Annotated in this window: 18 protein-coding genes and 1 tRNA gene; 5 read left to right on the top strand and 14 right to left on the bottom strand. The window is 38.8% G+C overall.

Translation table 11 applies throughout. From position 1 onward, the window contains the following. Positions 1-93: 93 nt before the first annotated feature. Positions 94-1,974, bottom strand: a complete 1,881-nt coding sequence (locus ME1_RS05705; RefSeq protein ID WP_004864467.1) for an AsmA family protein — start codon at positions 1,972-1,974, stop codon at positions 94-96. Between the two features lie 322 nt (positions 1,975-2,296). Between ME1_RS05705 and folD the strand changes: the two genes are divergently transcribed. Next, the gene (gene folD, locus ME1_RS05700; RefSeq protein ID WP_004864464.1) at positions 2,297-3,196 is read left to right on the top strand and encodes a bifunctional methylenetetrahydrofolate dehydrogenase/methenyltetrahydrofolate cyclohydrolase FolD; all 900 of its coding nucleotides are present in this window, start codon (positions 2,297-2,299) and stop codon (positions 3,194-3,196) included. Positions 3,197-3,236: 40 nt separating this feature from the next. Here the strand turns inward: folD and edd are convergent, their stop codons facing one another. The 9 genes from edd to ME1_RS05655 all read right to left on the bottom strand — a co-directional run bounded on the left by edd (position 3,237) and on the right by ME1_RS05655 (position 13,154). After that, entirely contained in the window at positions 3,237-5,060 is a 1,824-nt protein-coding gene (gene edd / locus ME1_RS05695; RefSeq protein ID WP_004864462.1) for a phosphogluconate dehydratase, read from the bottom strand. A 64-nt stretch (positions 5,061-5,124) separates the two neighbouring features. Next, positions 5,125-5,862, bottom strand: coding sequence for a 6-phosphogluconolactonase (gene pgl, locus ME1_RS05690; protein ID WP_004864460.1), 738 nt, complete (start codon positions 5,860-5,862; stop codon positions 5,125-5,127). Between the two features lie 10 nt (positions 5,863-5,872). Further along, positions 5,873-7,348 carry a glucose-6-phosphate dehydrogenase gene (gene zwf / locus ME1_RS05685; RefSeq protein ID WP_004864458.1) on the bottom strand — a complete coding sequence of 492 codons (1,476 nt, stop codon included), beginning with the start codon at positions 7,346-7,348 and terminating at the stop codon, positions 5,873-5,875. Positions 7,349-7,467: 119 nt separating this feature from the next. Next, positions 7,468-8,751, bottom strand: a complete 1,284-nt coding sequence (locus tag ME1_RS05680) for an NAD(P)/FAD-dependent oxidoreductase (protein ID WP_004864456.1) — start codon at positions 8,749-8,751, stop codon at positions 7,468-7,470. A gap of 11 nt (positions 8,752-8,762) precedes the next feature. Next, a complete protein-coding gene (locus tag ME1_RS05675) occupies positions 8,763-10,190 on the bottom strand; it encodes a glutamine synthetase family protein (protein ID WP_004864454.1) in 1,428 nt (475 codons plus the stop codon). A gap of 848 nt (positions 10,191-11,038) precedes the next feature. Next, positions 11,039-11,449, bottom strand: a complete 411-nt coding sequence (locus ME1_RS05670; RefSeq protein ID WP_004864452.1) for a hypothetical protein — start codon at positions 11,447-11,449, stop codon at positions 11,039-11,041. A 15-nt stretch (positions 11,450-11,464) separates the two neighbouring features. Beyond that, a complete protein-coding gene (locus tag ME1_RS05665) occupies positions 11,465-11,719 on the bottom strand; it encodes a hypothetical protein (protein WP_035011744.1) in 255 nt (84 codons plus the stop codon). Positions 11,720-11,859: 140 nt separating this feature from the next. Beyond that, positions 11,860-11,936 (bottom strand) — tRNA-His (locus tag ME1_RS05660). A 129-nt stretch (positions 11,937-12,065) separates the two neighbouring features. Beyond that, positions 12,066-13,154 carry a quinone-dependent dihydroorotate dehydrogenase gene (locus ME1_RS05655; RefSeq protein ID WP_004864450.1) on the bottom strand — a complete coding sequence of 363 codons (1,089 nt, stop codon included), beginning with the start codon at positions 13,152-13,154 and terminating at the stop codon, positions 12,066-12,068. 516 nt (positions 13,155-13,670) lie between these two features. On the opposite strand from ME1_RS05655, the gene mscL reads away from it, so the two are divergent. Then, complete coding sequence (gene mscL, locus ME1_RS05650; protein WP_004864449.1) at positions 13,671-14,084, top strand: large conductance mechanosensitive channel protein MscL; 414 nt, start codon at positions 13,671-13,673, stop codon at positions 14,082-14,084. 18 nt (positions 14,085-14,102) lie between these two features. Here the strand turns inward: mscL and ME1_RS05645 are convergent, their stop codons facing one another. After that, complete coding sequence (locus ME1_RS05645) at positions 14,103-16,376, bottom strand: PAS domain-containing sensor histidine kinase (RefSeq protein WP_004864447.1); 2,274 nt, start codon at positions 16,374-16,376, stop codon at positions 14,103-14,105. A gap of 215 nt (positions 16,377-16,591) precedes the next feature. Continuing rightward, entirely contained in the window at positions 16,592-19,114 is a 2,523-nt protein-coding gene (locus tag ME1_RS05640) for a DNA translocase FtsK (protein WP_004864445.1), read from the bottom strand. A 448-nt stretch (positions 19,115-19,562) separates the two neighbouring features. Here ME1_RS05640 and ME1_RS05635 point away from each other — a divergent pair, with 448 nt between their 5' ends. The 3 genes from ME1_RS05635 to rpoH all read left to right on the top strand — a co-directional run bounded on the left by ME1_RS05635 (position 19,563) and on the right by rpoH (position 23,055). Continuing rightward, positions 19,563-20,993 (top strand): aldehyde dehydrogenase family protein, encoded by a 1,431-nt coding sequence (locus tag ME1_RS05635; RefSeq protein ID WP_004864442.1) that lies wholly within the window; start codon positions 19,563-19,565, stop codon positions 20,991-20,993. A gap of 32 nt (positions 20,994-21,025) precedes the next feature. Then, a complete protein-coding gene (locus tag ME1_RS05630) occupies positions 21,026-22,024 on the top strand; it encodes an RluA family pseudouridine synthase (RefSeq protein WP_004864440.1) in 999 nt (332 codons plus the stop codon). Positions 22,025-22,176: 152 nt separating this feature from the next. Continuing rightward, positions 22,177-23,055: an RNA polymerase sigma factor RpoH gene (rpoH, locus tag ME1_RS05625; RefSeq protein ID WP_004864438.1), complete on the top strand. Its 879-nt coding sequence runs from the start codon at positions 22,177-22,179 to the stop codon at positions 23,053-23,055. Between the two features lie 156 nt (positions 23,056-23,211). Here the strand turns inward: rpoH and ME1_RS05620 are convergent, their stop codons facing one another. Beyond that, a complete protein-coding gene (locus ME1_RS05620) occupies positions 23,212-24,639 on the bottom strand; it encodes a hypothetical protein (RefSeq protein WP_004864437.1) in 1,428 nt (475 codons plus the stop codon). A 229-nt stretch (positions 24,640-24,868) separates the two neighbouring features. Then, positions 24,869-26,158: an adenylosuccinate synthase gene (locus ME1_RS05615; protein ID WP_004864435.1), complete on the bottom strand. Its 1,290-nt coding sequence runs from the start codon at positions 26,156-26,158 to the stop codon at positions 24,869-24,871. Between the last annotated feature and the right edge of the window lie 82 nt (positions 26,159-26,240).

Raw genomic sequence — 26,240 nt, 5'->3', positions numbered from 1 at the left:
CTCTGGATAGCTTATCTATAAAATTTTATCATGACATAAGACTTTTAACAGTTTTTCTAAAATTTTTACCAATACCAATATGAAAAATAGCGATCAATCTGCATAGATACCTTGTTTAACCAAAAAAATTCCGCGTTCTTGTCCTTTAGAACTAAGAGAAAAAGTAAAAGGCCAAACGAGACTGTTAGCAAGGCATTGAACATCTTGACAGAGCGTTTCTGAACTATGCGTTTTTCGCAATCTTGCCTGCAAACTAAACTCATTCTGTAGTTCTTGCATGACAGAAAATGCAATTGTTCCCCAAATGGATAAACTCCAATCTGCCGTGCACATCAATGATTCTGTTACCTTTATCGTACTATCTGAAAATGTTGTTTGAATATCCCAGAAATCGAAAGCTGTTGAGAGGGCATCGTCTCCCATTAAGAGAAATTGCTCATTTTTTGAAAGTCTCATTTGTAAATCATTCAAATCATATCCTAACAATCGACCAGAAGACATATTCAATGTTAATTTACCCTGCATCTTTGAAAAGATTTCTGACCAAGAACTGGCAAGCGTTTCTGCCGTCATAGTAAAGTTTGTTTTGCTCTGTGCCAATGGAGTTATTCCTAGAGCCTCTGCAGCAGTTTGTATATCAATAGAAGTCCCTGAAGCACGTCCTTTAATACGCATTTTCTGCTTATCTGGTACAATTTCGATATTGCTTTGAAATGAGCCACCAAAAACATTTGCATGTCCAAGATCAAAAATACCATGCCTATTTCTTATTTGTATCGCAGCAGCTAAATTCGTAAGCGCAAATTTCCCTATTTTTGCTTGAGGCAAAGAAAGTCGTAGATCCACCCCAATACGATTAAAAATTGCCATATCAAGAAATGAATCCTGATTTTTAACCGAAAAAAACATTGATCCCAAAACATTAAAATCTAGATTATCAAATGCTAAAGATCCCCTTATAATTGGTACATAGTCCTGAAAATCAACTTCTAAAGCTCCACGCGCATTTGCTGTACCCATCGTAAATGTAACATTATTCATTTGGATATGCATTGGCTGTGCTAAAAAACCAGACTCCCATACAATAGGTGCTTTTAATCTATACCCCCAAAACTGATTGCCTCCAATCCAAGACAATGTCTGATCCCAACCAGGAGAACGCATCGATACTTTTCCATCAAAACGATAATATTCAGATAATCGAGCCTGCCCTATAAAGGTTACGCCACCACGCACAGAATTAAGACTTGCCTTAATCTGGCTTTTCCCTCCTGCTAAAAGCAGCAATGCTTGGTCAGCATCAACTGATAATTTTGTCAACTCTCCGCGCCAACGAGCATCTGCACGAAATCTCACTTCCTGTGTTGATTCGGGCCAATCTAAGGTCGCATTTAAACCCGTTATTTTTTCTGCTACTCTGGAAATATTATCATGATACACAAGAACGCCATTTTCGACGACAATCCGCCCAAACGGTTGTCTCAAAAGATGCTCTATATCTGGATGATCAGGATTATGCTTCAATATTTCACGAGCACTGCGTATTGCTAATCCTAATGCACCTTGTGATCGTGAAAACCTATCAAAAAAATCTGCAGCTGTTTTTACGGGCTTTTCCATAACAAACTGAGGGCGCACAATTCGCGTTTCTGAAAAAGAAACATGTCCCAAAAGAAGGTCGATCAAAGAAAGGTCAACTTCTATTGATTCAGCTTCCATCAACGGTACAACATGATTCATCTTTGATGTTAAAGTAACACCAGAAAGAAGTGCTTTAGGGTAAGGAAAAAGATTTAATCGAGGGGGATCACGCAATTGCACATTATAACCCGTCCACGCACTCAAATCCTGTGCTAAACGAATACGAATCATATCGGTAGAAACAAGATAAGGTAAAATAAAAAGACCAACTCCAAGCGAAAAAATAATTGTAATAAAAATTCCGCTCAAAAATTTTATTATTCTGACGTGCACAATCTTCCTCTATACTCTCACTCCTATAACAAGATTAAAAGCAAACTCAAATGATCGTCAAAAAACTTCTTATAATCCTAAAATTTGCCATATCTCATTTAACAACTTCATTATTCTTGTTCTTATCCAAAGTTTACGAGAACAGCAATGTTGCTGCTTCTTTACAAAGAGATTATTTTAAAAGCTGTCAAAAATTATAAAATACATAATATTGTCATACCATTCTTACTGTTTTCATAGGAATATTTCTATAAAACGCTATTGTATTGTCAGCAAATGCTTTACAAAAAAATAAACAGCCCTATCGAAAGGATCTCTCTCAATGAATAATATTATCGACGGAAAAAAGCTCGCTGAAGAGATTATTGTAAAAGTTAAGGCTGAAACAACAAAACTCCGCAATCACTATAATATACAACCTGGTATTGCTGTTATTATTGTCGGAGATGACCCTGCAAGTCAGGTTTATGTTTCATCAAAAAGCAAAAAAGCCGAAGAGTGTGGTTTTTTTTCAATTAAACATATGGTTTCCAAAGAAACACAAGAACATGAACTTCTTCAACGCATTGCCGCATTAAATTCTGACCCTAAAATCCATGGCATTTTGGTGCAACTTCCCTTGCCCCCCCATATTAATACAAACCGCATAACACAAGCCATTGCTTTCCAAAAAGATGTTGATGGTTTTCATTATATCAATGTAGGAAAACTCGCAACCAACAACCTTGAGGACGCTATCATTCCTTGTACACCAGCAGGCGCTATGATGATGATTGAACAACAATGTGGACGAGATTTATCCGGTCTTGATGCCGTTGTTATTGGACGCTCTAATATTGTAGGAAAACCTATGGCCGCTCTTTTAACAGCAGCAAATGCTACCGTGACAATTGCCCACAGTCGTACCCGTGACCTTGATGATGTATGTCGTAGCGCAGATATTTTAGTAGCAGCCATAGGCCGCCCACGTATGATTAAAAGGGACTGGGTTAAAAATGGTGCTATTGTTATTGATGTTGGCATTAATCGCATTGCAGCTCCAGAAAAAGGCATAGAAAAGACACGTCTTGTTGGTGATGTCGATTTTGAAGAAATAAAAGGAAAAGCTGCTGCAATTACCCCTGTTCCAGGAGGGGTTGGGCCTATGACAATTGCCATGCTCATGGTTAATACGCTCAAGGCAGCGGCTCGAGCACATAATCTGCCTGTGCCAAAATTTTAAGAGATTTTACACATATTTATTGCAATGAATATTCCTTTACTCATACTATCAAAACAGATGCTCCTTGATCTGCACTATTAACGGATTTGCGAAAAACATGAAAAAGCTCACGCCCAAAGCCATATTCATTTTTTGAAAGATCAGGAAGTATGATTGTCCGTGCATTAAATTTTGACAAATCTTCCAAAAGAGCTAATTCTCCCACATGTGCATCAAGACGAACGATATCACCATCTTGCAAACGCGCAATGGGACCATTATCCAAAGCTTCTGGTGTAACATGGATTGCAGCAGGAATTTTTCCTGATGCACCCGACATACGACCGTCCGTTACCAATGCCACCTTTTGACCACGATCTTGTAAAAGACCTAAAATTGTCGTTAATTTATGAAGTTCCGGCATGCCATTGGCTTTTGGCCCTTGATAACGAATGACAGCGATAAAGTCTTTGTCATTCAATGCTCCAGATTTAAAAGCCTTTTGCAGCCCCTCTTGATCATCAAATACAAGAACTGGAGCTTCAATCCGCCAATGCTCAGATTTAACAGAGGAAACTTTAATAATAGCTGTACCCAAATCTCCCGACAAAACACGAATCCCACCATCAGGCCGAAATGGGTTTTTCCACCCTGATAGCACCTTCTGATCACCACTTTTATTGAGAGCAGGCACACGCACCACGCTACTATCAGCGGAAAGCTTTACTTCAATTGCATAAGCATTGAGGTCTTTACCAAAAACTGTACAGACATCTTCATGCACGAGACCCGCCTCAATGAGCTCGCGAATAACAAATCCCATACCACCAGCGGCATGAAAATGATTGATATCGGCCAAACCGTTAGGATAAATCCGTGCTAAAAGAGGAACAACTGACGAAATTTCTGCAATATCATGCCATGTCAATTGAATACCGCAAGAGGCAGCCATAGCAATCAAATGAATCGCATGGTTGGTAGATCCCCCTGTCGCATTTAATCCTACAATAGCATTCACGAAAGAACGTTCATCAACTATCATACCAAGGGGACTATAATCATCGCCAAGTGCTGTCATTTCAAATACACGCTGAGTAGCTTCCTTTGTTAAAGCGTCACGCAACGGTGTATTTGCATTAATGAAAGAGGCTCCAGGCATCTGTATCCCCATCATCTCCAGTATCACCTGATTTGAGTTAGCAGTCCCATAAAATATACATGTTCCTGGACCATGATAAGAACGTGCTTCTGATTCGAGCAAGGTTTGGCGATCTATCTTATTTTCCGCGTAAAGCTGGCGGATCTTGGCTTTTTTATCATTGCCTTGCCCACTTGTCATAGGGCCAGCAGGAACAAAAATTCCTGGCAAGTGACCAAATGTTAGTGCCCCAATTACTAAACCAGGTACGATTTTATCACATACTCCAAGATACAACGCAGCATCAAACAGTTCGTGTGATAAGCTTATAGCCGTCGCCATTGCAATCACATCACGCGAAAAAAGAGAAAGCTCCATCCCCACATTCCCTTGTGTTACACCATCACACATCGCAGGAACACCACCTGCCACTTGTGCAACACCACCAACCATACGAGCAGCCTCTTTAATGAGGTGAGGAAAAGACAAAAAAGGTTGATGTGATGAAAGGATATCATTATACGCAGTAATAATACCAATATTTCCTACGATATTACACTTTAAGCGTTCTTTGTCTATTTGACCACAGGCTGCAAAACCATGAGCCTGATTGGCACACCCTAAAAAACTTCTTTTGGGACGATTTTCATGTGCCTTAGCAATATGATCTAAATAAATTTCTCGTGTTGGTAGAGAACGTTCATAAATCTTTCGTGTAACCGTAGCAATTGTCTTAGAAAGCGCCATATTTATACCCCCTCATTTACGCTTTCCATCATTAACGAGAGATTGCGTGTTTTCTACATCTGTATCACATTTTCACTTCACTTATTTCATTTTCATCTGGTGACCAATAAACCTGTATAAGGTGATGGGTATTGCGTAAAACCGCACGAACAGGCATTTCTATTTCATCCCCATCCTGACAAACTGCTTCAAAACAATCGCGTTTCTGAAAACCTTCAAAATGAAGAATAATGCAACGAGATTGTATGATAACTGGCAAAGTGAGCGTAAGCCTTGGCTCAAGAGTACTCTTCGCATGAAGTGGTAAAACAAGTGCCTGTGTTTGAAGATCAAGTGCTTGTTTCAAACGATCAGCATCAGGAAAAAAAGAAGCCGTATGACCATCAACCCCCATTCCTAAAACAATAACATCAAATGGTCTAGGCAAAGTATTGATACGACTAGCGGCTGAAAAAGCCGCAAGCTCAACAGTAATTGCCTTATGATAAAGTCCTACAAAATGTGCTTTAGCTGCAAAGTTTTGTAATAAATGACGGCGTACCCTATGTTCATTTGAACGCTCATGCTGAGCAGGCACAAAGCGTTCATCGACCAAAGTGATGATAATATTTTGCCAATCAATATCAGCTTTTGACAAATAATGAAAAAACAATTCTGGTGTTTTACCACCAGAAACTGCTAAAATTGCGCGCTTACGCTCAAGGACAGCTACACTAAGCTCTGCTGCAACACGATCAGCCAATGCTAAAGCTAAATCCGTGGGCGTTTCAAAATTTAAACGATCAATATTCATTCCATGCATACTTATTACTCTAAACTAAATTGTTCCATATACGCCCATCACGTTCCATCAAAAGTGTCGAAGCAGATGGCCCCCACGAACCAGCTCTATATCCATGAACAGGCTGCTTTATTGCTTGCCATCCCTCAAGAATAGGATCAATCCAACACCAAGCAGCTTCAACTTCATCACGACGCATGAACAGTGTTTGATCCCCACGAATAACATCCATCAAGAGGCGTTCATAAGCATCAGGATTACGTTCAGAAAATGCAGACGCAAAACTCATGTCCAATGGAATATGACGAAATCGCATACCACCAGGACCTGGATCCTTAATCATCAACCATTGTTTTACCCCTTCATTAGGCTGGAGACGAATAACGAGGCGATTAGAAAAAATTTCATCCAAATGCGTATTAAAAATATTATGAGGAATGGGTTTAAAAACGACAACAATTTCAGACATCCGTGTAGGCATACGTTTACCAGTTCGTAAATAAAAAGGTGTATCCGCCCAACGCCAATTGTTAATCTTAACTTTAAGCGCTACAAATGTTTCGCTCTTACTGACCTTTTTCCCCAAATCATCAAGATAAGAGCCTACAGAAATACCATTCAAGATACCAGCAAAATACTGGCCACGTACAGTGTATTGCTCTACATTATGCACATTAAGAGGTGTTAAAGAATGTAAAACTTTCAGTTTTTCATCACGCACCGCATTTGCCTTATTGGTAAATGGTACTTCCATAGCAACCAAACATAGCAATTGCAGCATATGATTTTGTACCATATCGCGTAGCGCACCTGCACTTTCATAATATTCAGCACGTCCTTCTAATCCTAAAGATTCAGCAACTGTTATCTGAACATGATCAATATAATTGGAATTCCATAACGGCTCATAGAGTGTATTGACAAACCGCAACGCCATTAGATTTTGAACTGTTTCCTTGCCAAGATAATGATCAATACGAAAGATTTGATCTTCATCAAACACTTTTGCAAATATATCATTAATCTCTATTGCTGTTTTTACATCACGTCCAATGGGTTTTTCAATGATAATCCGTGTTTGCTGCGTTACCAAACCATTTTTCTCTAATCTCATCGCGATATCATCAAAAAGGTGTGAACCAATCGCTAAATAAAAAGCCCGAATATCAGCTGAATCCTTTGACAACACTAGAGCAAGATCCTGCCATCCCCGATCTGATGTAATATCAACAGAAACATAAATTAAACGCGCAAGAAAACGGTTCAATTCAATTTGGTTGAGATCTTTTGGATGAACATGTTTTTCCAGAGAAGCCCGAACAAAATTTTGATATTCTTCATTACTCAGTGAAGAACGTGAAACCCCAATAATACGCGTTGGCTCACTTAATTGTCCAACACACTGGCAATGATAGAGAGCTGGAATAAGTTTGCGTGATGTTAAATCGCCATTGCCACCAAAAACAATACAATCAAAGGAAGAGACTGGAATAATTTGACTCACCATGAACTTGTCTCTCTTCCTATTTAATTATAAAAGCTTAAACAATTTACAGAAGCTCCAATCATTAAAGCAGACAGATCTTAAACAAGCCATTAATTTTCTTCGTTTTAAACAATATCCAGTTACAAATGATCCATTAAAGAAAACCAGCGCATTGCTAAAAACATAAGCGGATAACGCAGAATTTTCCCACCAGGAAAAGACGAAATCTTTAAATCCTGAAAAGACGCAAAACGTTCACGTTTCCCAGTAAGCCACTCAGAGTATAATTTCCCTATAAAAGGAGCAAGTATAACCCCATGTCCTGAATAACCACCACAATAAGTTATACCCGAAAGAAGTTGGCGAACATAAGGCATACGTTCAACTGTGATAGCAACTGTTCCCCCCCAATGGTGTGTCAGCTTTATAGAGTGTAGATGAGGATAAATTTCAATAATCTGCCGTCGTATACGTTCTTCTAAATTTGCAGGATACTGATTATCGTAACTTTCTACTCCACCAAATAATAAGCGATTATCAATGCTTTTGCGAAAATAGCGTACCATAAAACGGGAATCATCTACCGATTCGCCTCCCTGAAGAATAGGATTGTCTTTTGATAAAGGTTCGGTTGCTCCAATATAAGAGCGGATAGAAAAAATATTTCTTTCAATAAAATGTTGAAGTCCAAGTTTATAACCATTGGTCGCCAATAAAACATGTTCAGCCTTTATTTTGCCCCGTTCCGTTAGCACACTATAATGGCTACCATCGCGTTTTACTGCAGATACTTGCGTCTTCTCATAAAGTTTAGCACCAGCGTTTTTTGCGTTTTTGGCTAATTCAACAACAAGCTTTAAGGGATTTATATGACCTGTCCCCGCATCATAAATACCACCATGATAAAAAGAAGAACCAATACGCTTAGCTGTTTCATCCTTGTCCAGAAAAGTAAGACCATGATAACCATAACGCTGCATCGTTTCCACATGCCGTTGATAAGATGTGAGTTCACGTTTTTTATGGGTAACGGAAAGATGACCTTCCATAAAATCACACTGACAATCGGACTTTGCACACCAAGATAGAACATCTCTTTTGGCTTCTTCAGCGAGATCAAACAGCACTTTACTTCGCTCAAAACCATATTTTTTTTCCAGTGTTTCTACCCATTGTCGTTGTCCCGTTCCCAATTGCCCACCATTGCGCCCTGAAGCACCGTCACCAAACCGTGAAGCCTCAAACAAAACAACATGTACTCCAGCCTTAGCTAAATGATAAGCCGCTGAAAGCCCTGTAAATCCACCTCCGATAATAACCACATCGCACTGTATCTGTTCATCTGAAAACGGATAAAAGGGGCGTTCTTCTAAACTATCTTCATACCAAGAAATTCCCGGAGAAATCGGATTGTAATCAATCATCGTGATAAACCTCAAACATTAAGCAAGAGATATTCGCGCTCCCACGGGCTAATCACTTCCATAAAAGTTTCAAACTCTTGTCGTTTGATTGCAGCATAGGTACTGACAAACGCATCTCCTAGAATTGCACGTATCGCTGTATCTTGTTCAAATAAGTTGACCGCTTCAATGAGACCACGTGGCAATTCAATGTTATCAGCATTCACATTATTTGTTGTTGGCTCATCGGGTTCAAGCTTATGCTGCAATCCAATGAGACCGCAAGCCAAAGAAGCTGCAAGAGCTAAATAAGGATTAGCATCTGATGAAGGGAGTCTATTCTCAACACGCCGTCCTTGTGGAGCAGAGCGAGGTACACGAAAAGCTGTGGTACGATTATCATATCCCCATCGCAAATTAACAGGTGCTGAAATATCAGGCATGAGACGTCGATAAGAATTTACATAAGGAGCCAGCATAACAAGCCCCCCTGCCATATGTCTTTGTAATCCACCAATAAAATGGCGAAAAAAGACACTTTCCTCACCATCTTCTTGTGTAAAAATGTTCATACCCGTCTTCTGGTCAACAACCGATTGGTGAATATGCATAGCAGAACCCGGTTGTCCTTGAATAGGCTTAGCCATAAAAGTTGCATACATATTATGCTTAAGTGCCGCTTCACGAATTGTGCGTTTGAACATAAACACTTGATCAGCTAATTCAATCGGATCACCATGACGTAAATTGATTTCAAATTGGCCAGCCCCCTCCTCATGAATGAGCGTATCAATTTCCAATCCTTGCGCTTCTGAAAAATGATAGATATCATCAATGAACTCATCAAATTCATTTACACCGGCAATCGAATAGCCCTGTCCCCCGCCAATTGAACGTCCTGAACGACCAACTGGAGGTACTAAAGGATAATCAGGATCAGGATTTTTCTCTACTAAATAAAATTCAATTTCTGGTGAAACAACCGGCTTTAGTCCCATTTCTGTGTAAAAATCAATCACTGTTCGCAAAACATTGCGTGGTGTATAATCCACAACTTGCCCATTTTGATACACAAGATCACAAATCACTTGTGCGGTAGGCGCATCTTCCCATGGCACAATGCTTAACGTAGAAAGATCAGGCTCAAGGCGTAAATCTCCATCTGTTTTCGGATATTCAAAACCATGCCCATCTTCAGGATAATCGCCTGAAATTGTTGCCACAAAAACGGCTGAAGGCAATGCCAATGATGTTTCTGATGTAAATTTTTTAGAAAGCATCATCTTGCCACGTGGTACACCTGCTTGATCAGGCGTAATACACTCAATATCTTCTACATTACGGAAAGCAAGCCACTGTGAAACTTGCTCCCAGTTTTTTACACCACGTAAATTTTTGAGAAAGCCAGAAACAGGTTTAGAACCCTTATTTTGCATTTTTTTACCATTTTTCACAACCATGACACACTAACTCAAAAAATAACCAAATTACGCCCTTACGCTACCACCCCAATGAACGTCACGAAAAAACTTTATCAACGTAAAAAGAATGACACAACTTATATTGAGGTAAAAGAGACCTTACCACCATTATAAGCTGCTTACACTATCAAATATAGTAAAAAATGGTACTGCACGCGATACATCGGTACTAACGTTCTCTTAAAAAACACACAGATAATTAATCAGCTTCAAAAAACAACCTTACCAATGAAGTACTAGCTAGAGGGTTGCATGCACAACGCAATAATGGCACACTGATTCCCACAAGCGTGCTTCACATATTGTACGTATAGCCTGTACAGAGTCTACCGCTCCTAAATACTTAGACGTAATACTACTGGATCGTACAGTGACCGCAGTTGCACTCTTAAACACCGGTTCCTACCATATCATAATGCTTGACAAAAGCATCATGCCATCATAGCAACCGCTTTGCGTATGGGTTCCACAACATAGTTCTACAAATTGTTGACGCATTGCCAAGCTAAGAGTTTTCTTGCCCACCTACGCCAATGAGACCATCACTATCTTCTTTTTGAATCGTAAAACAAAATGATTTCCCATTAGCGATAAACCATCTGCTCAAAGTCCAGCTAGCTCAAACTCATAGCATTCTAAACCTTTAGGCTCGCTCTTCCCCCAAGGGGGCATAGTCAGATATATCACTTCCGTCACGTATTCACGCGCTGGGATAAAAAATCTGAAACTACGAGGCAACGCTGCATTTGTATGCAGCGTTGTTGTTAGGTATAAGCTTCTATTGAGATAGTTCTAATGGGAAGCACCCACAGCTAATGGTATAGGGATTAATTTGGATTCTTTCGAAATGTTATATATAAATTTAATGTGCCGCCCCAAAACATACCACCAGTGAACCCACTTAAAAGACCAAAAAGAAGGTTAAAATCAAATGCATATTTCAAATCAGGTTCAATCTTGAGAAAAACAATCAATGCGAATTTGATGACAAAAGCGATAAGAATAAATGTCAGCGTCAACCGCGTACCAGGCAGAATAATTAAATCCGTTCCCTCTTTGATTTTTAAACGCGGAGTGGCATGCCAGAGCAACCAGCCAACACCAACGCCGATCATCAGCCCTGCCAACATTGAGATTGCTCCCCAGCGCGGGAACGCCAGCTGGCTAATCACAGCGCTTGCGCCCAAAATCTGACATATACCCAAGAAATTTTGCTCGGCGCGATGCTTTATAGCCATGATTGGTGGACCTTTTTATATTTTTCTCTTAAATCCTTTGATGATAAACCGCGCTTGATAGCGCGCGAGAAGTATCGGCATACGACAAACGAAAAAAGCCAACAATCCCAGCTCAGGAGCAGCCCGATGTTTGCTCATGATGCTTGCAATCTGAATCAACCGATCCATCTGTTCTTCATTAAGAAGGTTGCCGGTCAGTGCAAACCATGCGTTCTGCAAATAACGGTTTTCATCGGCAATATCAATCAAATTACATCCACGAATAAACAATGCGGAAAGGCTGCTTTTAGCTTGGCAATGTCCTGCTCTTGTAGGCTTTGGCTCAAACGCAAAAAAGGCCGATAACTGCGGCTTTTAACCACAGCAAAAGTCGCACTAAATAAGAATTAGAAAAGTTGTAACAAGATAAATGGTACGGTTGGTGGGATTTGAACCTACGACCTCTGGTGCCACAAACCAGCGCTCTAACCAACTGAGCTACAACCGCATAAAAACTTAATGCATCATAAGTGTTTACTATTCCGTAAATACTCATTCTCTATCTGTGTGACATAAGGAAGATCAAAAGAGTTTGCAAGCCCCTTTAAAAAAATCCCGCATTTTTTATTAATTTTTTTTATAAAGGAAGCGCGCGCTTTGCCCAATGGTCAACACTGTGATCACGATAAGCTTTTATACTCTCAACTCCATCTTGCTGCATACACTGCAAAATCTCTTTCAGAATAGTTATAGCAAGCTCTGGTCCCTCATAAACCATCCCACTATATAACTGAATCAAATCTGCACCAGCTTTAACTTTTTCCAATGCCGTTTGTGCATCCCTTACACCACCAGCACCAATAATTGCTATCTTCTTACCTAATTTTTGACGCATTTTTGCAAGCACAATTGTAGAGCGCTCAAAGAGTGGACGTCCAGAAAGCCCCCCCTCCTCACTACTAAGAAAACTATTGTGAAGCCCTTGGCGTGAAAGAGTGGTATTGGAAACAATAAGACCATCAAAATCAGAAAACTTCATTTCTTCAGCGATATCATCCAATTCTTTTTCTGATAAATCAGGTGCAATTTTTAAAAAAATGGGAACGGAAAATCCATGTTTTTTCTTTTGCTCATTACGCGCCTGCGAAATTGCATTCATCAAAAGATGCAAACTGTCACGTGCTTGCAAAGCGCGTAACCCTGGCGTATTAGGCGAAGAAATATTAATCGTAAAATAATCAGAAACATCATAAAAATGAGCAATACCAGCAGTATAATCGTTAATCTTATCAACCGTATCTTTATTGGCACCAATATTGATTCCTACAATACCAAGGTGTTTACATGCACAAAGTCTGCTGTAGACAATGTGATGTCCGTCATTATTAAATCCCATTCTATTAATAATTGCTTCATCTTCTTTTAAGCGAAAAAGCCGTGGTTTAGGATTTCCTCCCTGAGGCTTTGGCGTCACTGTCCCAATTTCAGTAAAACCAAATCCTAACTGAAAAACAGCATCAACAACTTCTGCATTCTTATCAAAACCCGCAGCAAGACCAACAAAATTTTCAAACTCAAGCCCCGCAACAGTCACACTTAAACGCTTATCAACGACCTTTTGATACCTGTTCAATCCACTTTTTAGACTGATAATAGCTAAACGATGAGCATGTTCTGGATCCAACATAAATAAAGCAGAACGACCAATACAACGAAAAAAATTCATCTATTTTTCTCCACAACATTCCCTCTTATATCTCGCACAGCCTTCCATAAGAGATGGTATGCTATTTAAACAAGAATACAAATCCCACCAGAAAGAAAATTTATAACATTATCACTCATACTACTTGTGAACATTGATCAAAAAAGATTTTCCGCTTTAAAAAATGTTCTTTTGTTCACAATTGTTCATATTGTGCAATGAAGCACTTTTTTAAAATTTTATTATAAAAAGCTTGAAACAATTTTATAAATCACCAAAATTTTCCATTTCTATCTTAAAGGGAGAGTAGATACAGCTTAAAAAAGCTTTTTGTCGTTCTGCACTCTATGCGATACCCTTATATAGAGTCAAACAATGCCCCTTGTTAGTCTTTTAAAATATATCATAATATTTTCAAAAAAGAGTTTTCATATTATAATGTCAGGTTTACTAAGAAAATAAAAACTACCCTTTTCTTTTTTATCAAAAGCGATAATTAAAATGAGCATCTGTCGCATACATAAAGGGGAAAACGCAATGCTTAAAGAATTCAAGGAATTTGCTCTAAAAGGTAACATGATTGATCTCGCCATCGGTGTGATTATAGGAGGAGCTTTTGGTGGTTTGGTCAATTCAATTGTCAATGATATTTTTATGCCAATCATTGGGCTTATTACAGGTGGAATTGACTTTTCTAACATGTTTCTTCAGCTTGCCGGCGAGAAACAAGCTACATTGAGTGCCGCTAAAGCAGCGGGAGCAACCATTAGCTACGGCAACTTTATAACTTTACTTATTAATTTTCTCATTATTGCTTGGGTCCTTTTTCTCTTTGTTAAAGCTATGAATAAGCTCCGTCGAAAACAAGAAGAAGAGGAAAGTTCAAAAAAAATGTCTCTAGAAGAACAACTTCTGTCAGAAATCAGAGATCTTTTGGCCAAGAAAAAATAAACTTATGCGTGATTTGACTCATGGAACATTTGACTCATGGGACACTGGAAAAAACATTTCCACAGTTGTTCCATGATTGGGTTTTGAAAATAATAAAAATTGGCCACCACTTTCTTCTACCATTGCTTTACACATTGGAAGACCTAAACCTGTTCCAACAAAAGCGCTGTCGCCAGATCGTCCATCTTTGCGCTCTACTTGTCCATAGGGTTGCAGTGCTTGTATAATCTCTTCATCACTCATCCCAATACCGTTATCACTTACTGCAATCTTCACGCGCTCTTTTTTTCTATAAGAAACGTGAACAATAATTTGCCCACCCGACGGTGTAAAACGGATGGCATTGGAAAGAAGATTCCATATAATTTGCCGAAATATCTGTTGTGACACACTAATAAATGGCACATGAGAAGGAGCAGCAATACGCATCATAATGCCATTATGATTAGCCTGTGTTTCAAGAAAAGCCATACTGGCACGTAAACAAGATATCACATCAAATGCTTCCACAGGCATATTAATCTTGTTATTTGAGCCAGAATAATTTGCTTTTGAGCATTCTAGTAATTGATTAACCAGCGATAATATATGTTTTCCAGATGAAATAATATCGCGTAAATATCCACGATACCGCTCATTATCTATCAGACCAAAACGGCCATCTTTCATAATTTCTGCAAAACCAATGAGAGCGTTTAAAGGTGTCCGTATTTCATGAATCACTTCAACCATTTGATTTTCTTCTACTCTTTTATCTACTGGTAGAATTTCCTCTGTTATATTATGCAATATAACAGCATAATTGTCTTGTCGTGCCAAAGGTACAATTGTCATAAAAACCGTTATATTTTTATGACTTTTCGTCACGAGTTCTGCTCTCTCTCCGCGATTAAAAACCTGATTTTTTTCCTTCACACGGATCAACTTAAAATATTTTTCAAATAAAAAACGACTTTGCAAAGTAAATAATGATGATAACGGCTTGGCTAGTAATTCGTTGATTTCATAGCCAGTTAATGCCAAAGCAGCACTGCTAACCGCTCGAATAAAACCCTGTTCATCCAACCAAAAAATGCCATCCGTTGCTGTATCCAATAATGATAAAACAACTGCTGGTTCTTTGATGAGAGTTTGTTCTATAGCATTTTCCGGTAATGTCTGTGCACTAGGCAACAAAACAGCTGTTTCCTTAACCCAATGATCACATCCTACCGATGAATGCAATTCTTCACGCAATCGTTGTGCAATTTCACGAAATGCTGAACGCTCTATCTCCGAAAGACTTGGTGTTTTTGTTTCCAGATTTTCATCTTTTTTCTCTTGTCCATTTTCTTGCTTCTTCAAAATACCAAAGCCATAAAATCCCTCAAGCCGTCGTTCGTTATCAAAAATTGGCACAGCAGATAATTCAACATCAAGCCACTCTGGAGAATCATCAATAGGCCATTGAACTGTCCATTTATTCCAAGGTAAAGCCGCTTCAATAAAGCCGTTTAAGGATTGATACCGTTCATCACTAAATCTCTTGGTAAGTTCATAAAAATCAGATCTCAAAATAGAAGACGATAAAGGTCCAACAATTTCAGCTAACTCTTTTGAAACATCACAAAAACGTCCATTTTTATCCATTCTCCAAGTAAACCGTTGTGGTAAAAGTTCCGGATTAAAATGAAAAAGCTCCTGTTTACTCTTCAACTCTTCCGCTTTTAATGGCATGCATAAAACCAAAAAACTTGCTGGTTTTATTTCTAGGCGAATAATACCAACTTGTGTATAAGCACCCGCTATGGATAAAATGGTTTTGACTGTCTTCTCATGATCAATCGTCTGTAGTAGAATTTGGATTGTTTCATCAACAAAAGAAAAATGAGAAGAAGCTTCTAATATTGTTGCATATTCATCAATTATCGCAACGGACATTGTTGCATTATCCAAGCCAGCGATAAGAGAAATCTTTTCCTCTTCCAGAGGAGATTCTAATAAAAATACCTTGCCTAAACCAATAATATCAATAGAAACTACAGAAAATTCAGCAGTATGCTTTAAACCATCTAATGCAACAGAACTTGCACATTGAGCACTCTTCAATATTTTATGACGCTCCATTTTGTCTAAAAAAGACCGGTCTTTCATCATATCCGATACAGAAGAAAAACCAAAAAAATACGCCGCAGCTCCATTGGACCAAAGAAGATTGTTACAATCAGAGGAAAGAACAAAAGCTCTCTGTCCTCGCATGAAGGTTTGTTTAATTTCTTCACATTCCAGATAATCTAAAAATGTAAAAGACATCTTAAACCCTTCTTTGTATTTATGCTACATACCAGCAACCCTAATACAAAATATCGCTTCTATTTTGTCACTCCCCATTTAATATTTTTAATATTCCACAGTTTAAAAATAAGTACAGAACAACCCTCGCTCATAGCATAAAGCAAGCATTAATCATTAAAATAATGATCGTTAGACATTTTTAAAGCTATATATTCTTAAAATTATCTCGCTTACTACATGTACTCATTGAGTAAAATTTCACGTTTCCCTACATGATTAGCAGCTCCAACAATGCCTCTTTCTTCCATGCGCTCAACGAGAGAAGCTGCTTTATTATAACCGATTGCAAGGCGGCGTTGAATATAAGATGTCGAACATTTTTTATCACGCATAACAATCTTTACAGCTTGCATATAAAGTTCCTCACCATCTTCACTAGATTTTTCTTCCTTTGAAACTCCAGAAACTGAATCCGTAGCCTCATCTTCTTTGTTATCGTCTTCACTATCCGTTACCGTTGCTAAATAATCAGGCTTTCCTTGCATTTTAAGATGTGCAACAATGGATTCAACTTCTTCGTCAGAAACAAAAGGCCCATGAACGCGTACAATACGTCCACCACCTGCCATATGAAGCATATCACCTTGCCCCAACAGTGTTTCAGCTCCTTGTTCTCCTAAAATTGTACGACTGTCTATTTTCGATGTAACCTGAAAAGAAATACGGGTTGGAAAATTTGCTTTAATCGTACCAGTGATGACATCAACAGAAGGACGCTGTGTGGCCATAATAAGATGAATACCCGCTGCACGTGCCATTTGCGCTAAACGTTGAATGGCATTTTCAATTTCTTTACCTGCCACCATCATGAGATCAGCCATCTCATCAACAATCACAACAATATAAGGAAGCTGTGTTAGATCCATTGCTTCTTCGTGATAAAGTATTTCCCCACTTTCCTTATCAAAACCCGACTGTACAGTGCACATGATCGTTTCGCCTTTTTGTGCTGCAAGGGCAACGCGAGCATTAAAACCATCAATATTACGCACACCTAATTTAGCCATTTTTCGGTAACGTTCTTCCATTTCACGAACCGCCCATTTTAAAGCTGTTACAGCTTTTTGCGGATCCGTCACAACAGGCGTTAAAAGATGAGGAATACCATCATAAACAGAGAGTTCTAACATTTTAGGGTCAACCATGATCAAACGGCACTGCTTTGGTGTCATGCGATAAAGAATCGACAAAATCATTGTATTAATTGCGACAGATTTGCCCGATCCTGTTGTTCCTGCAACCAATAAATGAGGCATTTTTGCCAATTCTACAATTACCGGTTCACCATTAATCCCTTTCCCCAAAGCAAGAGCGAGTTTAAATTGGCTTTCACGAAAAGAACTTGTTTGGATTAATTCTCGTAAATAAACGGTTTCACGAACCGCATTTGGCAACTCAATTCCAATAACATTCCGTCCAGGAATTACAGCTACGCGTGTAGAAATAGCAGACATAGAACGCGCAATATCATCAGAAAGGTTAATGACCCGCGATGATTTTACTCCAGCTGCAGGCTCAAACTCATACATTGTTACCACTGGACCTGGATGAACATGGATAATTTCACCCTTAATGCCAAAATCTTCCAAAACACTTTCTAAAAGTCCAGCACCGCGTTCTAATGTTTCCTGTGGAATCACTGTACCTTCATGAAAAACAGGTTCCTGCAATAAATTTATTGGAGGAAATTCATAAGTAGCATCATCAAAAGATTGAACATTTGACGTAAAAGCGGAATTATAATTACTGAGCGACGAACTAGCAGATCGTAATGATTTGCCTTTTGGTTTCATTACAGAAGAATCCCTTGGATTTTTTGCAATAGCTCTTGATGTAGAGCAAGCAATATTGCTCGTATTTTTGGTGTCTATAAGAGCCTTTACATCGCTTAACCTATCAGAAGAATCTTCAATAGCAAGCTGAGAATGATACTCTTGATTCTCTTTAACTGTATGATTCTTTGCATGCATTAAATCAGAAATTTGTTCGTCTTTCCCAATCTCTCCCGCTGGAGTTTCTGCTGTAATTGAATCATAAAATTGTGGAAAGCGGTATTCAAGAACACGGTAAAGAGCAGTAATTGATTCATCAAAGGCAGAAGGTGTATCAGATGTAATCTCATTATTCGTGCAATCAATCGACAAATTATCTTCTGAAATTTGAGCATCAACCTGCTCTAGCATAAAGGATTCACACTCAAAAAATGCATCATCAGAAAGATGAAAAACAGGCTTTATTTTTTTCACCACATTTTCTACTTGTAATTTATGTTCCTCTGTATCTTTCTCAAGCGGCATACTAACAGCTTGCCGTGATAATTGCTTCAAAACCGCTGAATGACAAATTGACGCTTTATTCTCTATCGATTGAGAATTAATGACTCTTTTTGTTGATGAGAGATTTTTTGTTTTTTTGTGCGTATGTGGAATGTTTGTAAGATTTTTTTGCTCTTGCTTTGTAAAAATTTTAAACTGTTTTGCAAAAATTGGATCTGCTTCTATCCGACGACGTAAAATCTCAACTTCTGGTGTTCGCGTAAAACGTACATTTTGTCCCAAGGCAAATGCTTTTTTCCATACTTCCGGATAAGGAAATATCTCAACAATCTTAGTAGATACATTTCCTTCTGATGCACTTTGTGGATTCTCATCAGAAAAAGAAGACGTAGAAACAGATTTTTTTTTCGAATTATGCATGATACCCAACAAACTTATAATAATAATGAGAACAATTGCCTCTTCAAAAAGAATATAGAGAGACTATAACACGAAGGTTAATAACCTTTTGCTGACTGCTACTTTTTAACAAAAAATAATGCCATAATTTCTTTCCGTAGGACTTTCTCTGCAAATCTAGGGAAATTACAAAATTCATGATGTCATGAAACTGTACTCTCTTTGTTTTTAAGAAAATTCTATGAGAAAAAATTGCCAATTATTCTTTTTCCTGCTTCTTTCATAAAAATGATGAGCGCAATAATATAAACACTAGTATAATAAGTGCTCTTTCAATTCTCCGTGCTTTATTGTCATAAAAATAAATCAATTTGTTGCTTTGACAAAATTATCCTTGTTATTCTTGTTTAAAAAGGATCAAATAGGGTAAAATTTAACAATATAAAAAGAGAAAAATGAGGGAATAATCATGTTTAATAAGCGGAAATTTTATATTAACGGTCTATGGGATGATCCAAGCACTCCCCACGATCTACACGTCATTGATCCATCAACAGAAGAAGCTTGTGCTGTCATTAGCCTTGGCAGCGTAAGAGACGCAGATAAAGCAATTAATGCTGCTAAAGAGGCTTTTCAAACTTGGAAAACAACCCTGCCTAGTGAACGTCTTGGTTTCGTCGAAAAAATTTTAGAAATCTACGAAAAACGCTCAGGTGATATGGCAAAAACCATTTCAATGGAAATGGGAGCACCGATTGACATGGCACTCAATGCACAAACAGCTACCGGCAGTTCTCATATTCGCAACTTTATCAAGGCTTATAAAGAATTTTCATTCCAAGATGTTTTAATAGAAGGAAATGAACAAGCAATTCTCCATTATGATCCTATCGGCGTTGTAGGACTGATTACTCCATGGAATTGGCCTATGAACCAAGTAACACTTAAAGTCATCCCTGCTCTCTTAGCTGGCTGCACGATGGTGTTAAAACCTTCTGAAATTGCTCCTCTTTCTGCCATGCTCTTTGCTGAAATTTTAGATGAAGCCGCTTTGCCTGCCGGTGTTTTTAATTTAATCAACGGTGATGGTGCCAACGTTGGCTCTTACCTCTCTGCTCATCCAGATCTAGAAATGATTAGCTTTACCGGATCAACCAGAGCAGGAAAAGATATTTCTAAAAATGCCAGCAATACTTTAAAACGAGTTTGTCTGGAACTTGGAGGGAAAGGCGCTAATATCATCTTTGCTGATGCTGATACAGACGCTATTCAACGTGGGGTACGACACTGCTTTTATAACAGTGGACAAAGCTGTAATGCACCAACCCGTATGCTTGTAGAACAAGCCCTCTATGATGAAGCTATCCAAACAGCCAAAGAGATTGCCGAACAGACAAAAGTGGGACCAAGCCATCAAGCAGGAAATCATATTGGTCCCGTAGTTTCAAAACAACAATACAACAAAATTCAAGATCTTATCCAATCTGGAATTGATGAAGGTGCAACTCTTGTTGCAGGTGGGACTGGTTTACCAATGGGAATGGAATGTGGTTATTATGTACGCCCCACAGTTTTTGCTGATGTGAAACCTCATATGCGTATTTTTCGAGAAGAAATCTTTGGTCCAGTCCTCTCAATTCTTCCCTTTAATACAGAAGATGAAGCTGTAGCTTTAGCCAATGACACCGAATATGGTCTTACAAATTATATACAATCACAAGATCGCAGTAAATGTCGTCGTATCGCAGCACAAATACGGTCCGGTATGGTAGAAATTAATGGACATGGGTTGCCTAGTGGGAGTTACTTTGGAGGCGTAAAATTTTCTGGACGTGCTCGTGAAGGTGGTCTCTGGGGAATTAAAGAATTTCTCGATACAAAAGCAATTTCATATTGGTAAAAGGATCTTATTAAAAGCTTAATAGGAATTATATGATCACACAGCAAATAACGGATGAAGATGCTCTTGGGCAACGACTCGATCAGTGGCTTGCTAAACAATACCATAATGCGCTGTCACGTTCACGCCTACAAACCCTCATCCGTGAAGGCTATCTTAAAGTTGATGGTCAACTCATAAGGGAACCAAAAACAAAATTAAAACCTAACCAAATCATTGAATTGACAATGCCTGTCCTTCGTGATGCGGAACCTAGGGGTGAAGCCATCGCTTTGGACATTCTTTTTGAAGATGATCATGTTATTGTCATCAATAAACCAGCTGGTCTTGTTGTTCATCCCGGCAATGGTAATTGGACCGGAACATTGGTTAATGCTCTTATCCATCACTGTGGGAATAGTTTATCTGGTATCGGCGGGGTTAAGCGCCCCGGTATTGTCCATCGTCTCGATAAAAACACAAGTGGCGTCATGGTTGTTGCCAAAAACGATCTCGCTCATAAAAGTCTCAGTGCCCAATTTTCTGACCATGGGCGTACCTGTGCATTAGATCGGCGTTATCACGCTTTGATTTGGGGAGTTCCTAGTCGCAATATCTGGACAATTGATGCTTCTCTTGGTCGTTCTCCCCATAATCGAATAAAGCAAGCTGTCGTCCATAACCACAAAACTCATGCGCGCCATGCTGTTACACATTTTTCTCTCCTTGAAAAATATAGAATCTGTGCAAATACAACACCTTTTGCCAGTCTTCTGGAATGTCGTTTGGAAACTGGAAGAACTCATCAAATTCGTGTTCATATGGCTCATATTGGACACCCGCTCATAGGTGATACTGTTTATGGAAATGCTTTTAGAACAAAATCAAATATCCTTAATCCCATCACTAAAAATGCAATCGATCAATTCAACCGACAAGCGCTCCATGCCGCTAGCCTTACTTTTGAACACCCCGCTACAGGCCAAATTATGTCTTTTTCTTCACCACTCCCTCAAGATATGGCTGAACTTATCAAGCATTTTAAAAAATAAATTGAAACTTTTTGCTTTATCAGGATTTCACAATAGATATCTTTTTTTGAACAAATTTGAAAATTATGCTAGGATAAAGTTGAAGAGATGTTTAGAATATCTGGAAAAAGAATTTGCCTTATGAGGGAATTCGTACAAAAGGAGGGTGCTTTATGGCCCATATGAATCTGCTATCAGTCACAACAGGTGACGGAGGATTGAATCGTTACCTGGAAGAAGTCCGTCGTTTTCCAATGCTTGAGCCAAAGGAAGAATACATGCTGGCTCAGCGTTATCGTAAACATAATGATTTAAAGGCTGCGCATAAGCTTGTAACCAGTCACTTGCGGCTTGTAGCCAAAATCGCCATGGGATATAGAGGCTATGGGCTGCCTATTGGGGAAGTTATTTCAGAAGGCAATGTTGGCCTTATGCAGGCTGTTAAGCGTTTCGAGCCAGAACGTGGTTTTCGTCTTGCAACTTATGCGATATGGTGGATTAAAGCATCAATTCAAGAATATGTATTGCGATCTTGGAGTTTAGTAAAAATGGGAACAACCGCTAATCAAAAGCGTTTGTTTTTCAATCTTCGTAAATTAAAAAGTAGACTTCAAGCCCTTGACAGTGGCGATCTTAACGAGGAACAAGTAAAAGAAATTGCAACCCAATTAAATGTCACAGAAGATGAAGTTATTTCTATGAACCGTCGACTTGGTGGTGACACTTCACTCAATGCGCCTCTTCGCACAAAAGAAGGTGAAAACGGCGAATGGCAAGATTGGTTGGTGGATGACTCTGACAATCAGGAACAGGCTTTGATTGAACAAAGCGAATTGGAAAATCGTCGTTCCATGCTTATAAACGCTATGGACAATCTGAATGAACGTGAAAAGCGTATATTCAAAGCTCGTCGTTTAAGCGATAAACCATTAACGCTAGAAGAGCTCTCAAGTGAATTTAATATCAGTCGTGAACGTGTCAGACAAATTGAAATGCGTGCATTTGAAAAAGTACAAAATTCTATCAAAGCTTCTGCCTTATCTCAAAGTTAAGTGTAGAGCCTACGAAATTAGATATAAATCCAATTTGTTTGCGTGTTCTTGATAAGAAAAGAGCTGTATTGGTTTTATACTCTTGAATCGGTCAACAGAACCCTTTTGGCAGAAAGGGTTCTTTATGTAGTTTCTTGCATTACTCACATTGGTGTTTTATTTTTTCTGACCAAGAACTGTGAGCTTATCTGGTTGCGCGAGCCATTGTCCAATAACTTCATTAAAAATAGACTCACCTGTTGGTCCTTTTGCAAAGGTTAACTCATTTATACGTCCGTTTTTATCTGTTAACACCAAACGCACCCAATCCAATTCTCGCATCAATTGTAAATTCCGGTCAAGAAATGGATGATTGCCGCTTAAAGCAACAAGAAAAAAATCATCGTCAATCTTCGCTGCAACAGCCCTTGTTAAAGCTTGTCCAATGGATTGTTCACTTGCTTTAAAAGTTAATGCTTGGACATTACTTATAGCTTGACCTGAAAATTTATCAGAAGGAATAAAGATAAGATCCATCATATATGCAGCAGGAAAAGACATATCGGTATTACGACGTAGAATTAACCGTAATGATAACCCTTCATCGGGAATTGTTATATCACCTTGTATAGCCGATTCTTCTGGAGCTCCCTTTACACGAGACTCCTTTATAAGCGTCCAACGAGCACTTCCTGTCGCCACTTTTTCTGTATCAGAATTCGTACGCGCTTGATAAAAAACAGCTTCACCTAGTTGCTCAGGTAATTGCAAATTATTCGCTACAACTGTTGAGCTCCCCTCTTCATTCGAAGAATCCGCTGTTTTATCTAAACCGACGTCAACTTCGCTTCCATCCTCTAATAAGCGTTTTGTTAACTTTTGATTAACCGAAATTGCCTTTGATAATGCATGAGAAACTTGAAGATTTTGCTCCGTTAACTGGTAATCATCTGTTACAAACACACGCCCCCCAATGAAACAAATACCAACAGTTAAGATGGCAAAACTAGCAAAAGCAGAAGCACTTATTACAATGCGCCTTTGCATCGATGACCGATGAGCACGACGCAAAGCCTGAGAAAAAATATGCGAAACAATGTGCGGATTATCCCCTTGCGAGGAAGCAGTTAAAGGGGAAGCTTTTAACATATTGTCATCAATATTTTGAGAAGGAAAATCTGCTTTCATATTGACAGGCTCTGCATCTGGCATAACTGATACACAAGGCTTATTAAGCGCCCTTTTGTCCTTTGAACTTGTAACAGAAGCTTGTCTTTCTTTTGTTTCTACCTCTGAAAACGCATTATTCTGTGGCAATGGAGAACTTTGTATGTGCTTGCCATCTTCAGTACTCTGTGTAGAATTCCATCCAATGACTGAAGAAAGCAACTTCTTTTCAACTGCTAAATACTCTTCCTCAACAGTTGCAATAGCACTTCGTAAAGTCTTTCTCTTCTCATCTGCTATGGCATGCGGTACTTTTGCTGCTACAAACTGATGTTCTAATGTTTCGATAGCCCGTTTATAAATTCGCTTACGCACTTGTGCTGTACCATTACTCTGTGCACTAATTGCCTTTTTTAAGATTCCAACGAAATCTACCATATCCTTTATGTCTTTCTCAGACCGAAAAAAGAAATCCCATCATAAAACTAAAAATGCCTTCATTTTAGCCTTCTAAATTGATTGCCATTTACATCGATACAACTATCGTAATAATTTAAAATGAATGTGAAAAATAAACAATACTATTTTACAGCTTTCTCTCCTTTGCCTTTTAAACTCTCCTGGTAGAAAAACACAAAAAAACCTGTATAGAAATCATACATAATGATTAATTTGCAAAAGGGTCAGTTATAAGGATAGTATCTTCACGCTCAGGGCTAGTGGATAATAAAGCCACCTTTGTATTAATTCGTTCTTCAATATAGCGTATATATTTAACAGCCTGCACCGGTAAATCCTCCCATCTCAATGCATGTGCTGTTGCTTCCTTCCATCCTTCTAATGTTTCATAAATAGGTTTTACACGGGCTTGAGCTCCCATGGAAGAGGGTAAATAATCGATTTTTTTACCATTAAGCTCATAACCAATACAAACTTTAATTTCATCCAAACCATCCAAAACATCAAGCTTCGTCAGTGCTATCCCCTGAACACCACAAACCGTTACCATCTGTCGTACTAAGACAGCATCAAACCAACCACATCGGCGTTTTCGACCCGTCACAACACCAAATTCACACCCACGCATCCCAAGAAATTCGCCAATATCATTTATCTGCTCTGTTGGAAATGGTCCTTCTCCCACACGTGTTGTATAAGCTTTTGCAATCCCCAAAACGTAATGAATTGAGCTAGGCCCCATACCTGAACCAGTACATGCCTGTCCAGCAACTGTATTAGATGACGTCACATAGGGATAAGTTCCAAAATCATTATCTAATAAAGCACCTTGTGCACCTTCAAAAAGAACGTGCTTTCCCATCTGATAACTTTCATCTAAAAGACGCCACGTACAATCCATAAAGGGTAGAACTTCATCCGCTACTTGCATCAACTCATCATAAAGTGTTTGAGAATCAATTTCTGCAACCCCCATCCCACGCCGTAAAGCATTATGATGTCCCAAAAGCCGTTCGATCTTAGCCATAAGCGTCTCAGGTTCTGCTAAATCCATCACGCGAATCGCACGACGCCCCACCTTATCTTCATAAGCTGGTCCAATACCACGCTTTGTCGTACCAATTTTTAAACCAGATAAACCGCTTTCACGCGTTGCATCAAGATCGCGATGCAAAGAAAGAATCAACGGAGCATTTTCAGCAATACGTAAAATTTCTGGGGTAATCTTTACACCCTGATCACGTAGTTTTTTTAATTCTGCTACAAAATGGTGAGGATCAATAACAACACCATTGCCGATAATTGATAACTTCCCACGAACTAAACCAGACGGCAAAAGCGATAATTTATAACTAACCCCATCAACAACCAATGTATGACCTGCATTATGCCCCCCTTGATATCTCACCACAATATCTGCCCGTTCAGACAGCCAATCTACAATCTTACCTTTGCCTTCATCACCCCATTGTGTACCGACAACTACTACATTGGCCATAACTTTCTCCGTCGCGTTTTTCAAATAAAACCAGCATTCAAAAACAAATGTCTCTTTATAACGAAACCTTAGAGCAAGTGCG

This window comes from Bartonella vinsonii subsp. arupensis OK-94-513 (genome assembly GCF_000278235.1).
Taxonomy (GTDB): domain Bacteria; phylum Pseudomonadota; class Alphaproteobacteria; order Rhizobiales; family Rhizobiaceae; genus Bartonella; species Bartonella arupensis.
Note: the sequence above shows the minus strand (reverse complement) of the source record. Positions and strands in the feature narration are given on the sequence as shown.

Bases quoted from the DNA above. Each gene is read 5' to 3' on its own strand.
- folD (WP_004864464.1), top strand. From the start codon at position 2,297: ATGAATAATATTATCGACGGAAAAAAGCTCGCTGAAGAGATTATTGTA.
- edd (WP_004864462.1), bottom strand. From the start codon at position 5,060: ATGGCGCTTTCTAAGACAATTGCTACGGTTACACGAAAGATTTATGAA.
- pgl (WP_004864460.1), bottom strand. From the start codon at position 5,862: ATGCATGGAATGAATATTGATCGTTTAAATTTTGAAACGCCCACGGAT.
- zwf (WP_004864458.1), bottom strand. From the start codon at position 7,348: ATGGTGAGTCAAATTATTCCAGTCTCTTCCTTTGATTGTATTGTTTTT.
- ME1_RS05680 (WP_004864456.1), bottom strand. From the start codon at position 8,751: ATGATTGATTACAATCCGATTTCTCCGGGAATTTCTTGGTATGAAGAT.
- ME1_RS05675 (WP_004864454.1), bottom strand. From the start codon at position 10,190: ATGGTTGTGAAAAATGGTAAAAAAATGCAAAATAAGGGTTCTAAACCT.
- ME1_RS05670 (WP_004864452.1), bottom strand. From the start codon at position 11,449: ATGGCTATAAAGCATCGCGCCGAGCAAAATTTCTTGGGTATATGTCAG.
- ME1_RS05655 (WP_004864450.1), bottom strand. From the start codon at position 13,154: ATGAATTTTTTTCGTTGTATTGGTCGTTCTGCTTTATTTATGTTGGAT.
- mscL (WP_004864449.1), top strand. From the start codon at position 13,671: ATGCTTAAAGAATTCAAGGAATTTGCTCTAAAAGGTAACATGATTGAT.
- ME1_RS05645 (WP_004864447.1), bottom strand. From the start codon at position 16,376: ATGTCTTTTACATTTTTAGATTATCTGGAATGTGAAGAAATTAAACAA.
- ME1_RS05640 (WP_004864445.1), bottom strand. From the start codon at position 19,114: ATGCATAATTCGAAAAAAAAATCTGTTTCTACGTCTTCTTTTTCTGAT.
- ME1_RS05635 (WP_004864442.1), top strand. From the start codon at position 19,563: ATGTTTAATAAGCGGAAATTTTATATTAACGGTCTATGGGATGATCCA.
- ME1_RS05630 (WP_004864440.1), top strand. From the start codon at position 21,026: ATGATCACACAGCAAATAACGGATGAAGATGCTCTTGGGCAACGACTC.
- rpoH (WP_004864438.1), top strand. From the start codon at position 22,177: ATGGCCCATATGAATCTGCTATCAGTCACAACAGGTGACGGAGGATTG.
- ME1_RS05620 (WP_004864437.1), bottom strand. From the start codon at position 24,639: ATGGTAGATTTCGTTGGAATCTTAAAAAAGGCAATTAGTGCACAGAGT.
- ME1_RS05615 (WP_004864435.1), bottom strand. From the start codon at position 26,158: ATGGCCAATGTAGTAGTTGTCGGTACACAATGGGGTGATGAAGGCAAA.